The following is a 13,490-nucleotide window of genomic DNA, read 5'->3' as shown; positions in this document are numbered from 1 at the left end:
TAGCCAAGGCTGTGAAGCCTTGGACAAGAAGTTAGGAATGACCCGATTTTGGCGGTATTGTTGCTTTTTTTTCTGCAACAATGCTGACTAAATCACTAACTAAAATCCTTACAATCTATTACTTTTTACTATTGTCCTAAAAGCTACCCAAAACAGAAGGCTCCCCTTCCGATTAGACAATTTCTTATACTTTCCCTAAGTCTGAGCCTTCAGGTTAGGCATTCATGATAATTAAAATCCATTAAAGCATTCAAACACTTTACACCTTAACCTAAACCCCATTATATTAAGTAGTTAATTTATCAACGAAAATTCGCTGAGTAATTTAAATACAATAAATTGTTTGATTAATAATATTTATAGGGTAATTACTAAGTATTCATTAGCAATTGGATCAAATTAAATTTCAATTTTACACCTATTTTTATTCTTAGTATTTTTATAAAAACATCATATTAATTTACAAAATCACATTTTAGCAATCATATATTGCTTGTTTTAGTGAATACTAATTATATTGAGAAATTAATTAATAGATCATATAGCAAAATTAATATCAAATAAAATTACCAAAACAGCTATAAAAAGTATTTGTATTAAATTTTAAGCATTAAAACAGACTATAATTTAATTAAATACCCAATTATTACAGTATTACATTTTTATAAATACACTTATTACCATAGATATTAAATATTATTCAACCCAAAACAACCTAAATTATGAAAAACAAAGTACTTTTGCTTTTTCTGACAATGATTTGGTATGGCCAGATCTATGCCCAGAACAATAGTATTACTGGAACAGTGACAGATGCAAGTGAGGAGCCCATTCCAGGGGCCAGCATCATGATTAGTGGAACCACACAAGGAACCGTCTCTAGCATTGACGGTAAATTCACCTTAAATGCAGCCCCAAATTCGACCTTAATTTTTTCCTATCTAGGTTACGAATCTCAATCCATCAACATCCAAAACAGAACAACCATTAACGTAACCCTACGCGTAAATGACATTGGCCTGGAGGAAGTCGTGGTAACCGCTTTGGGAATAAAAAGAGAAGCCAAGACACTGGGATTTTCCACCACAACTGTTGATGGAGAATTGATTTCAGACAACAGGACACCTAATTTCGCGGATGCACTTCAGGGCAAAGTAGCAGGAGTAAACATCTCCTCCATGTCCACAGGACCAGGAGGAACTAGTAAAATCCGAATAAGAGGACAATCTTCCTTCAGTGGGCAAAACAATCCTTTGATAGTTATCAACGGGGTGCCCATGGACAATTCCAACTATTCACTTGGAGGCGATTTTGGAAATCGTCAAATGAACAATTCTGATGGTGGAGATGGACTTCAAAGCATCAACCCAGATGACATTGAAACTTTGACGGTGTTAAAAGGAGCGACTGCTGGAGCTTTGTATGGATCACGAGCCAAGGATGGAGTCATTATGATCACTACTAAAAGCAAAAATGCAAGCAAAGGGCTTGGGGTTGAGATTAACTCCAATTTCACTACAGATACCCCCTTAGATTTCACAGATTTCCAATACGAATATGGTCAGGGTGAAGGAGGGGTAAGACCTACAACCGCCTACCCTACCTCAGGAGTATGGAGTTTTGGAGAGAAATTTGAGCCGGGAATGACCCAGATCCTTTTTGACAATGAAGAATGGCCCTATGAACCTGTACATGATCGAATCAATCAATTCTACAACACAGGGATTAACTGGACCAATACAGTTACGGTGGCCAATAGCGGTGACAATGGAGGTTTCAGTATTTCATTTGCCAATACTGATAACAAAAGCATTGTTCCCAACTCCAAATTAAATCGAAAAACCATCAACCTGGGTTTTACTCAAAACATCACATCCAAGCTTGTGGCATCTGGAAATGCCAATTATTCCCATGAAGCAAACCAGAACCCTCCTCAGGTCAATGCTCAGGATTTCTCTTCGGCAACTGTGATCATGACACTGGCCAATTCCATGCCTTTTGAAGCACTGAGAAACAACATCACCTACCCCAATGGAGATGAAATAGTAATGGCCCGGTTCCTTGTCAGGAACAACCCCTATTACTCCACTTCAAAGCGATTTGACAATGTGAAAAGAGACCGTCTTATTGGTAACGTATCCCTAAATTACCAATTTACTCCATGGCTATATGCAATGGGCCGCCTCTCCATGGATTTCTATGTCAGAGACAATGATTACAATACCCCCAATGGCTATGCACCTATACCTCCTGCCCCTGCAGGTTTTGTAAATGGTAGCTTTACTCAAGACACCAGAAGGTTCAGGGAAACCAACCATGACTTTTTAATCGGTGCCAACCGGGGATTTGGCGATTTCAATATTGACCTTACCTTGGGAGGAAACCAGCGCTATGTAAGGATGGATTACAACAGTGTAGCTGTAAAGGATTTTGTAATTCCGAACTTGTACACCGTGATGAATGGCCGGGTAAAAGACCCTTTGTACAGCCTTTCTGAAAAAAAGATCAACTCCCTTTATGGACTTGGTGAGTTTTCTTATAAGGAATGGCTTTTCCTAAATTTAACTGCCAGAAACGATTGGTTTTCCACGTTAGCACCAGCCAACAGAAGTATTATGTACCCTTCGGTTGCAACAAGCTTTGTATTTTCCCAAGCCTTTCAAAATTTACCTGAATGGCTTTATTTCGGCAAATTAAGAATGGCCTATGCAGAGGTAGGAGACGACAACGTCTCGCCCTATTCCAATGCCCTTTTTTATGCAGTAGACAATAATCTTTTCCCAAATCCTGATGGACTTCCTTCCCCGCTAGGAAGGGTCAACGCCAGCACGGTGCCTAATACCAACTTAAAACCGCTTAGGGTACAGGAGACGGAGATAGGAATGGAGCTCAGGTTATTTGACGAGAAAATCAATCTTGACTTCGCCTATTACCGAAAAGTCACCAACGACCAAATTCTTGCCACACAGATTTCTGATGCCTCTAGTTTCACGAATCAGTTGGTCAACATTGGCCGAAGCATGAATAAGGGACTGGAAGTGCTGGTGTCAGGATCCCCTGTCCGCACCAACAATTTTCGATGGGACGTAAGCGTCAATGCCACTTACAACACCTCAGAAGTATTACAACTAGGGGTATCTGAAGCCGATACCATGATCACGGTAAGCTCTGGAGGAGGAAGAATTCTCCGGCAGGTAGTAGGTCAGCCCATTGGCCAACTCTACACCTTTACGTATCTGAGGGATGGCCAGGGAAGAATGGTTTTTGACGAAAACAGTGGTCGCCCTCTACGAAATGATGAACCTCAAAACATGGGCTCTGTTTTGCCTAAATACTTTGGAGGAATCTCCAATACTTTCTCCTATAAAGGCATAAGTCTGTATGCTTTGATTGACTTTAAATTGGGACATAAGATGATTGCAGGTAGAAATCAAAACTTCCTGCGACATGGATTGCATAAAAACACCCTCAATGGAAGGGATCAGGGTTTTGTAGTAGGCGATGGTGTCAACCCTAACGGAGAAACAAATACTACTCAATCTTTAATTCAGCCTTTCTATGAAACCACAAATGTGTTAGGAATCAACGAAGATTGGGTGAGCAATGCAGGTTTCTGGAAGCTGCGTCAGGTTTCTCTAAGTTACGATTTCAGCAAGCACCTTCCTGACAAGCTCTTCATCAAGCAATTGCGTTTAAGCGGTGTGGCAAACAATGTGCTGATTTTGAAAAAATGGACCCAAAACATGGATCCGGAAAACGTTTCTGTAACCTCTGACAATGCCAATGGCATGGATTTCTGGCCTGCATTACCTCCTACCAGAAGCCTGGGATTTAACCTAAACGCAAAATTTTAAAACCATGAAAAAGCTAACAAAATACCTTTTGAGCCTGGTTATGGCAGTGGGATTTTTCAGTTGTGATGAGAAATTTGACGAAATCAATACCAACCTGGTTGACCCCACTACATTAAACCCACTGTTCTTACTGAATCAAGGAATCCTTGACATGAAGTACCGAGATGGGGTAGCTTCCTTACAGGACCTCTCCTATAATTTTGGAATTGTACAGCAAATCATCACTCCTTTTGGCAGCTCCCTCGCCGGAGCCAACTACAACCAGTTAAACCTGTCCAATTCACAACACATTTGGACCAATACCTACCGGAATGTACTCAAGAACACAGTAGATGCAGTAGAAAAAAGCAAGGCCGACCCTGACAACACCAACCTGTATCATTCAGCGAGAATCTGGAAAGCCTATGCATTCATGGTATTGACAGACACTTATGGTGACATCCCATATTTTGAAGGGGCCAAAGGTTTTATAGAGCAAATAGTCACACCAAAATATGATAGTCAAGAAACTATTTACATGGACCTACTAAAGGAACTTGAAGAAGCCACAGCTGGGTTAGACGCCAGCAAAACCTCTTCCTCAAGTGAAATCCTGTATGGTGGTGATCCTTTAAAATGGAAAAAATTCGGCTACTCTTTGATGTTGCGCGCTGCCATGCGGCTGACCAAAGTTGACCCCTCTACTGCCCAGTCTTATGTCGGCAAAGCTGTGGCGGGAGGCTTAATTTCCTCCAATACCGAAAATGCTGTGCTTCGCAATACTTCCATCTTTAACAATTACATAGGGGTGCATTTGGGAGCCAGGGAGAAGGCCAATTATTACTTAACTGAACCATTTGTAAATCACCTTAAAAGCAACGAAGATCCAAGATTGGTATCCATTGCCATCAGACATGTGGGCGCTACAAACGGTCCAAGTCAAACAATAAATAGAATAACCCGAGACCCAGACCTACAAATTGGCATGCCCATGGGACATGATGATGTTTCAATCAATAGTGTTTCTAGTGAAACAGGTGTCGTAAGTCTCTGGGATTATACTCAAGCCAATATTTACACGGTTTTAAAAGTAGACTCTCCCCAATTTTTCCTCACTTATTCCCAAAACCAATTGCTATTGGCAGAGGCGGCTATAAGAGGATGGGTGCAAGGCGAGGCCTCAGATTACTACGAAGAGGGAATTCGAGCGAATATGGAGCAGATGGCATTGTATGATGTAGAAGCTACTGTTTCGGAACAGGATGCTGAAGAATATATCGCCAACCACCCTTTAGAAAGTGAAATGGCTTTGGAACAGATCAATACAGAATATTGGATTTCTTCCTTCCTGGATGGGTCAGAATTATTCGCCAATTTTAGAAGAAGCGGATTCCCAACCTTAGAAGCAAACCCTTATGCTGGATCTGAAATTACTGGCGATTTTATCAGAAGCATGCCTTATCCTGATTCGGAAACGGTTGTCAATCGTTCCAATTTACAGGAAGCAATCAGCAGACAAGGTCCCAACAACCTGGACCGAAGGGTTTGGTGGGACCAGCCTTAAAGGAACCGTACCTGTCAAAAAAAGGCAGGTACCCTTCTTTTTTTAAAAATCTGAGACTTATTCCACCAAAGGTTTTTAATAGTTTAATTTGTGCACTAAATTCTAGCTTTCATTTTACTGCTTAAAATTTACCAAAGAAAGAATTTTAACCAAGTGCAGCAGTTAACCACCAAATAGCTATGATTAACAATGTTTGACTTTTTATAAGCATGCGAAGAAGACTCGACCCGACAGGAGGAAGAAAACCTAAATCACGCTACACAGCTCGGAATGCTAAATACCCTTCCTTCTATCCGTAAAACAAGAGCCATTAAGAAATTTACAACCAAATAACCCATGAAAAAAACCAAAAAAAACAACAAGCGTAAACCAGCCACAGGTCTCGTATCAAGAAGGAATGCCATCCAATCCGTACTAGGACTGGCAGGAACGAGTTTACTACTCCCCCTATCTTCTTATGCAGAAAAGCCTACGCCTGCAAATTTTAAAGCAGGAGAGGTAAGGATCACCAAGCTAGAAACCTTCTTGGTAAAACCGCGCTGGATATTCCTCAAAATTCATACAGATGCTGGTGTTGTAGGCTTGGGTGAACCTCTGCTCGAAGGCCGTGCACTTACTATACAGACAGCCATAAAAGAATTAGAACCTTACCTTATAGGCAAGGACCCAAGACATGTCGTTCATCACTGGCAGGCCATCTACCGACATGCATTTTACAGAGGAGGCCCCATTTTAACTTCCGCGCTGAGCGGAATTGACCATGCGTTGTGGGACATCAAAGGAAAGTTGCTGGGAGTGCCCGTATATGAACTATTTGGAGGACCTACCCGAGACAGGGTTAGGATTTACGGCCGTGCTTCTAATGCGGAAGAAATGAAAAAGAGAAAGCAAGAAGGCTTTACCGTTATCAAAACGGGGGTGGCCAAAAAACAGCCCGCAAGGATAGTCGAGAACCCTGCATTTATCCAATATGCGGCTGACAATTTTGCCTCCCTTCGAGAAGCTGGTGGACCGGAAATGGACATCGGTATTGATTTTCATGGATCCATCTCTCCACAAACAGCCAAGGTACTCATCAAAGAACTGGAACAATACCAACCCATGTTTGTAGAAGAACCCTGCCAGGCCCAGAATGTAGATGTGATGGCAGAAATTGCCAGAGGTACCCATTTACCAATTGCTACAGGAGAAAGGATTTTCACCAAGTGGGGATTTCGAGAAATATTAGAGAAAGGTGCAGCAAGCATTGTTCAGCCCGATCTTTGTCATGCTGGCGGCTTGACAGAGGGAAGATTGATTGCCGGAATGGCAGAAGCTTATTACGCCGCCATTGCTCCACACAATCCCATGGGCCCTATTTCTTTGGCTTGCGGACTACATTTAGCAGCAAGTGTGCCTAACTTCTTGGTGCAGGAACAGGTCACGCTGGGAGAAGGGTATTTGAAAACACCATTTAAACTGGAATCAGACGGTACGGTACTTATCCCTAAAGGGCCAGGACTAGGCATAGAGCTAGACGAGGATGCGCTACAAGACAAATTAGGCCACGATTGGACCAATCCACAAACCTACGATCCCAGAGACGGATCAGTAGTGGACTGGTAGTAATTTCCAACCCAATAATTATTAACAAAAAACGATAAATCATATAGTCAATCAACAATGAAAGAAAAGGAAAGCAACACCAGAAGAAATATGCTCAAAGGTTTGGGACTGGGCACTATGGCAGGAATGCTGGGCGTACTCCCTAATGCCAAGGCTGAAACAGTAAAGGAGAAACCTGCCCACCTCAATGGCCTCCCCCCTTTAACAATCACCAATGTGAAAGCCATAGGTCTGGCACCGAGTGGCTCTAACCTTATAGTAATTAAAGTAGAAACCTCCGAACCTGGTCTTTATGGACTGGGATGCGCCACATTTACGCAAAGGGCTTTTGCAGTAATTACCGCCATAGAAAAATACCTTAAGGATTTCTGTATAGGCAAAGATGTTGACAATATTGAAGACATGTGGCAGGCTGTTTTTGTAAGCTCTTACTGGCGCAATGGCCCTGTACTCAATAACGCTATAAGTGGAATTGACCAGGCCTTGTGGGACATCAAAGGCAAACGTGCCAATATGCCGGTTTACCAATTGCTAGGTGGTAAATGCAGGTTTGCAATTCCTTGTTACACGCATGCCAGTGGCAATACTCCTCAGGAAGCGGCAAATCAAGTCTCTTCTTTTATGGAGGAAGGCTACCGTTATGTAAGAATTCAGCAAGGTGGCTATGGTGGCGCGGGAATCTCTGGCGAACCGGACTTTAAAAAGCAAGGTTTTGCACGTGACACGGATCAATACATGGATCAGGGAAAATATAGAAAGGATGTACCAAAGCTTTTCGAAACCGTTAGGAGACAATGTGGGGAAGAGGTTGAGCTATTGCATGACATACACGAAAGATTAGACCCCATTGATGCTATCAATGTTGTCAAAAGTGTAGAACCTTACAACCCTTTCTTTATTGAGGACCCTTTCTCTCCAGAGCAAATGGAATGGTTCAAAGAATTGAGAAATGCCACTACGGTTCCTTTAGCCATGGGGGAATTATTCAACAATATCAATGAATTTAAAGAGCCAATGACCAATCGTTTGTTCGATTATATCCGAATTCATATTTCCCAAATTGGCGGGATTACACCAGCTATGAAAGTTGCCCGCCTGGGTGAATTTTACGGCGTTAAAACTGCTTGGCATGGCCCAGGAGACGTATCACCTGTAGGGCATGCAGCCAATGCACACATAGATCTTGCCATCTGGAATTTTGGCATTCAGGAAGCGGCCCATATTTCGGATTTATCCAGAGAGATTTTCCCAGGATCACCTACAATGAAGGACGGCTATATGTGGGTAAATGAAGTCCCAGGTTTGGGCGTAGACATCAATGAAAAGCTAGCTGCTAAATACCCCATGCACACCAACTCACGATGGACTGTAAGGAAGTTTGATGGAACGATTATCAGGCCTTAAAAGGGAGAAGTGATGTGGTGATCGGGTGATCGGTGATTGAGTAATCGGTAACGAGAATATATCACAGATCACTACATCACTTGATCACTACATCCCCAAATTATAATTGCTATGAAACAGGAAGAGTTCAACGAAATATTCAGAAACCGGACCAAGATTCTGGCATTGCAGGTAATAACTTTATTAGGTGAACTTAAGTGCAGTGATGCATTAGGGATAATAAGAAAGCAATTGATTAGATCAATAACTTCCACTGCCGCAAATTTCAGAGCCGTCTGTAGGGCGAGGTCAGAAAGGGAAAGTTTCGCCAAACTATGCATAGTAGTGGAAGAGGCTGATGAATCCTTGTTTTGGATAGAAATGATTACAGAAGCCGGTTTTATTTCCAAAGAAAAAATGACAGGATGCTACAAAGAAGCCAAAGAAATATTAAAGGTAATGGCCGTTTATAAGAAGAAATTGCACAAGTGAAGAAAAAAGAATGATTGAGTGATCGGGTGATCTGTGATTGAGTGATCGAGTGATCGGTAACAAGAGTACATCACAGATCACCGCATCACAAAATTACTACATCACAGATCACCACACCATTCCATTATCTAAAATACTCCCTATTAACCTGCAACTCTCCCAATAGCGGGTCGTTTATCTCTTCCATTTTGCTTAAGATTTTTTTATGCAGCGAATCAATAACTTCACGAACTTCATTACTTGAATCATTAATCAGGTTTATATTTTCCTCAGGATCTAGGGCAATGTGGTACAATTCGTCCCGTTTGGGGTCAATAAAATCTCTCACCAGTTTCCACTCAGGAGTTCTGTAACTTCTCAAAAATGAAGTGGCATAATTAATCATGCTATATTCTGAATAAAAATCATTGTCCCAGTGTATGGGTTGCTCCCCTTTAAGCAAAGGCACAAGGCTCCGACCTCTCAATAAATGTTCTTCAGGCGAAGGAAGATCCACTCCTGCCATTTCAAGTAAGGTAGGGTAAATATCAAGTACCGAAATAGTCTGATCTATCTTTCTACCAGCCAGTGTTACTCCTTTCCAATATACAATGGCAGGAATTTTTATAGAGTTATCGTAAAGATTAGGCCGGTAACCGGAGTTTATATTCTCATTATCAGCGGGTATAGTCTTGGTAATCCATTTCCCATTGCCTTTATGTTCTATTCCGTTGTGCCCCATATTGTAGCCATGATCGGATAAAAAAATAACAATGGTATTGTCAATCCTACCTGTCTTCTCAAGCGATGCCATGAGCCTGCCTACGTTTCTATCCATACCAGCTGTACTCGCCAGGTACTCTCTCATCTTTCTTTTGGTTTTTTCGATGTCCAGATCTGGATAGTTCGGATTTGGAATAATTGGATCCATATTTTTAAATGGCGCCCAATCCACATCCGCCACAGGTAACCACTGGGAATGAGGCGCTCGAGTGTTGAAACACAATAAAAAAGGTGCATCCCTTGACTTTTCTATAAACGCAATGGCCTGGTCGGCCAATATATCTGTTGTCAAACCTTTTATAATTTCCAACTTCCCATTTACTTCCAGCTCTGGATTCTCAGGAGTAGTACCCCCACCTGGAAGCCCCATAAAAAAATCAAACCCATGGTTTTTAGGATGGTACTTTTCTCCTTCTTTAGATGTCCAGTCCCCCAAATGCCATTTACCCACTAAGCCTGTATTGTACCCAGCTTTTTGAAGCATTTCAGCAAAGGTGGTGCTGCTTGGATCAAGACCTGCATTTACCTTCGGGTCATACTGCAATACACTATGAGTGGGACTGACAATAAAATCCAAAACATTGTATTCACTCGCATACCTGCCTGTCATAATGCTGGTCCGAGAAGGACTACAAACAGGGGTAGTGGTGAAGGCATTTCGGAAAGTCACTCCTTTAGCAGCTAAATCATCTAAATTGGGGGTATACGCATTCGGGTCACCAGAAGCTCCAAAAGCCCATTGTGCCTGATCATCGGTAAGAATAAAAATGCAAATACTATCTTGACGCTTTTAGTGTACATTTCTTTAGGTTATTTATTTATGTGCTAAATGGCTTCTTGTAATATTTAAATCTACAATCTAGACAAGTCTGATAGTAGGTTTATAAGCTTGGATTTTACTAGTAAAACAAAAAAGGGAGACATACCTTAATTTCGAAAACCAAGGTAAATAAATATCCTTGAATTTTGCTTTAATGAGGACTATACCAATTAAAACCCAAATCCTTTCCCAACCTTAGTTGGCAATTAATACTTCTATTTATAGCTTTGCATCATGCAGACAAAGCCCTTTAAATATGTGTTCAGATTGCAATACTTAGGTATTCGTTACCATGGCTGGCAAGTGCAAAAAGGATTAAAAACCATTCAGGGAACACTTGAAAGAACCTTCCGCTATGTGCTGCAACATGAAGATTTTAATATTTTGGGCTCAAGCCGAACAGATACAGGCGTTTCTTGCTTGCATGGCGCTTTTGAATTGTTCTTGCCCCAGCCAATTAACCCTGAAGACTATATCAGTACTTTAAATGAGAATTTACCTTCTGACATAAAAATATTGAGTGGCAAACAATCTACTTATGCTTTTAACATCATTCAAGATGTCACCAATAAAAGTTACGGGTATTATTTCGCTATTGGTGAAAAACCCCACCCCATGTTTGCAGGGTCGGTAGCCTATGCCGGATTGGAGGTCGATTTAAAAATCATGCAAGAAGGTGCGACCATATTAGAAGGCAAGCATGATTTCAGAAGGTTCTGCACGCACAGTAAAAACACCGATGACTTCGTAAGAAATATCACCCAGTCCAAAATCGAAAAGCCACCTGAAGACCATGCTTTTTTGCCCAAAAATGACGTCATGGTATTCAGGGTTGTTGGTGACGGCTTTCTGATGCATCAAGTTAGAAGAATGGCTGCAGCGCTTTTATTGTTAGGGAAAGGTGAAATTAGATTATCAGAAATTCAGGATGCACTAGAGAGCCCTTTAAAAATACCATTGTGTGGAAAAGCGCCTGCTAATGGTTTGGTACTGGAAAATATTTCTTTCACCAATGACTCATTTTGAAGCAGCCCCTCTATTATCTACCAGACAAACAACCAATTACACAACAATCACAAAAACCACCCTTAAATAAATAACTTAAGCCTCAGTAGTAATCTTCTAAACCTAGAAGAATTAATTCTTCCTAATTTGTTTGATTTATCCCAAAGGTTTTTTTGTTTTTAGGATTTCAGATTACCTTCGTGACTTCACCGATAAGAAGCAATACATTATGAGAACATGGTTTTTGTGTAAGGTAAAGTACGCCAAAGAAAATGAGGAGGGACTTCTCAAAAATGTCTCAGAACAATACCTAGTAGATGCAGTATCTTTTACTGAGGCTGAAGCCAGGATATATGACATGCTAGGCAGTGTCATCAGGGGCGACTTTCAGGTTACAAGCATCAGTAAAAGCAATATCGTAGATGTCTTTTTCTTTGAAGATGTGGATGTTTGGCATAAATGTAAAATCACCTATATCATAGCCGATGCTGACAGTGGCAAAGAAAAAAAAGTAACCCAATACATGCTGGTAACCGCTCACAATGTCAAAGAGGCTTACGAACGTATCTACGAAAGTTTGAACAACATGCTGGTAAGTTTCAATGTTCCAGATATTTCTGAAAGCCCAATTATTGAAATTTTCCCTTACGAGAAAGACGATGAAGAGCTTAATCCTGCTATTCCTGACAACTTGAAGCCTTTAGCAGAAGTTGAAAGCGAAAGTGAGGATGTAGAGGAAAACTAAGCATTGAAAAGATTTGCTCTCTTAAAATCATTGGGCGCTTCCTAATTTGAACAATTACAAACAATATTGGCTTATAGATTTTGAAACATCAGCTCTGTATTGGATAACAAACAATATAGACGAACCTACCTTCTAGGTCCGTTAAATAACAGATCATTGCCCGAGATGAAATAAATTCATCTCGGTTTTTTTATGCTTTTTTTGGTAAATGGTCACAATAGCATCCTATATTTTTTCCTTAAATTAACAATTGACATCCTGCTTAAACAAAATTCATTTCGAGCTATTTTAAAGGTCACGTATAAACCTCCATTTAACAGTTAAAACATTTATAACTGAAAATATGTTGAATTTAAAGCTCGAGAAAAAATTATAACGATCTGCATCCTTATGAAATTTCGTAATTGAAGGATTGATTGGAAGAGATCACATTGAAACAGTTTTTATTAATTACGAAATACGTTTTACTTTATATATTAATAAGTTATTACTAACTTGTCAATTACATAACAGGAAATTTTATAACATGAAAAGCACGCTATCCATATTAGTTTGTATCTTTTTATTATCATTAAATCCAGTTTTTTCCCAAGACAATCGTACAGACAGGCTTGGTATTGGCATTGGACCGTCATTTATGTATGGTGATAATACAGGTGTTCATAGTAAACTTAAGTTCAAAGTTTTACCTGCGCTTTCAGTCGATTATCAAAAAAAAATAAACCCCTTTTTTGACGTGAAAGGAACACTTGGCTGGCAAATGATTAACAGTGGTGATCACTACAGTCAAGAACAAATTGATTTAATCGCTGAATCAAATCTCCCACATGCCTTTTCAGGCAATGTTTTCTATGTAGATGTAATGCCAATTTACCACATCAACCCTAACTTAAGTGGCTATATCCCTTCCTTGATAAAAGTTTATACAGGGTTGGGATTAGGTTATTTCTACTCTAAACGAACGGATGAAAAGTTGATTCTAAATGACCCAAGGAGGCTTACCGAAAGCTATCCAGCTTCTGATTCAGGCGTCTATTTTCCTTTCCGAATAGGAGCATTTAAAGATCTAAAATCTGACGCGGATATTGGCTTAGAAGCTACATTTATCTATAGTCCGTTCAGTGAACTTGATGGCAATGACCTACAACAAAAGCGGGTAAAAGCTGACATGTTGATGCAATTCCAGTTTTATTATCGTATTCATATAGGCGACCGTCGCTATAGATAAACAGGAACAGTAAGTTGATATACCATAATATCGTTTACAGTAAGGCCCTATCA

Annotated in this window: 9 protein-coding genes; 8 read left to right on the top strand and 1 reads right to left on the bottom strand. The window is 40.5% G+C overall.

Annotated features, from left to right (window positions below):
* Window positions 1-722: 722 nt before the first annotated feature.
* From AAC073_RS23450 to AAC073_RS23430, 5 genes are all read left to right on the top strand, one after another.
* Window positions 723-3,854: a SusC/RagA family TonB-linked outer membrane protein gene (locus tag AAC073_RS23450; protein ID WP_339926218.1), complete on the top strand. Its 3,132-nt coding sequence runs from the start codon at window positions 723-725 to the stop codon at window positions 3,852-3,854.
* 4 nt (window positions 3,855-3,858) lie between these two features.
* Window positions 3,859-5,397, top strand: a complete 1,539-nt coding sequence (locus AAC073_RS23445) for a SusD/RagB family nutrient-binding outer membrane lipoprotein (protein WP_339926217.1) — start codon at window positions 3,859-3,861, stop codon at window positions 5,395-5,397.
* 336 nt (window positions 5,398-5,733) lie between these two features.
* Window positions 5,734-7,002 (top strand): galactonate dehydratase, encoded by a 1,269-nt coding sequence (gene dgoD, locus AAC073_RS23440; protein WP_339926216.1) that lies wholly within the window; start codon window positions 5,734-5,736, stop codon window positions 7,000-7,002.
* Window positions 7,003-7,059: 57 nt separating this feature from the next.
* The gene (locus AAC073_RS23435; protein WP_339926215.1) at window positions 7,060-8,406 is read left to right on the top strand and encodes an enolase C-terminal domain-like protein; all 1,347 of its coding nucleotides are present in this window, start codon (window positions 7,060-7,062) and stop codon (window positions 8,404-8,406) included.
* A gap of 111 nt (window positions 8,407-8,517) precedes the next feature.
* On the top strand, window positions 8,518-8,877 hold the full coding sequence (locus AAC073_RS23430) for a four helix bundle protein (RefSeq protein WP_339926214.1): 360 nt from the start codon (window positions 8,518-8,520) through the stop codon (window positions 8,875-8,877).
* 124 nt (window positions 8,878-9,001) lie between these two features.
* Here AAC073_RS23430 and AAC073_RS23425 read toward each other — a convergent pair whose 3' ends face one another.
* A complete protein-coding gene (locus tag AAC073_RS23425) occupies window positions 9,002-10,402 on the bottom strand; it encodes a sulfatase-like hydrolase/transferase (RefSeq protein ID WP_339926239.1) in 1,401 nt (466 codons plus the stop codon).
* Window positions 10,403-10,693: 291 nt separating this feature from the next.
* Between AAC073_RS23425 and truA the strand changes: the two genes are divergently transcribed.
* The 3 genes from truA to AAC073_RS23410 all read left to right on the top strand — a co-directional run bounded on the left by truA (window position 10,694) and on the right by AAC073_RS23410 (window position 13,437).
* The gene (gene truA / locus AAC073_RS23420; RefSeq protein WP_339926213.1) at window positions 10,694-11,485 is read left to right on the top strand and encodes a tRNA pseudouridine(38-40) synthase TruA; all 792 of its coding nucleotides are present in this window, start codon (window positions 10,694-10,696) and stop codon (window positions 11,483-11,485) included.
* A gap of 208 nt (window positions 11,486-11,693) precedes the next feature.
* Entirely contained in the window at window positions 11,694-12,209 is a 516-nt protein-coding gene (locus AAC073_RS23415; protein ID WP_339926212.1) for a DUF4494 domain-containing protein, read from the top strand.
* Window positions 12,210-12,735: 526 nt separating this feature from the next.
* Window positions 12,736-13,437: a hypothetical protein gene (locus AAC073_RS23410; RefSeq protein ID WP_339926211.1), complete on the top strand. Its 702-nt coding sequence runs from the start codon at window positions 12,736-12,738 to the stop codon at window positions 13,435-13,437.
* The last annotated feature ends 53 nt before the right edge of the window (window positions 13,438-13,490 follow it).

Source organism: uncultured Cyclobacterium sp., from assembly GCF_963977555.1.
Taxonomy (GTDB): Bacteria; Bacteroidota; Bacteroidia; order Cytophagales; family Cyclobacteriaceae; genus Cyclobacterium.
Note: the sequence above shows the minus strand (reverse complement) of the source record. Positions and strands in the feature narration are given on the sequence as shown.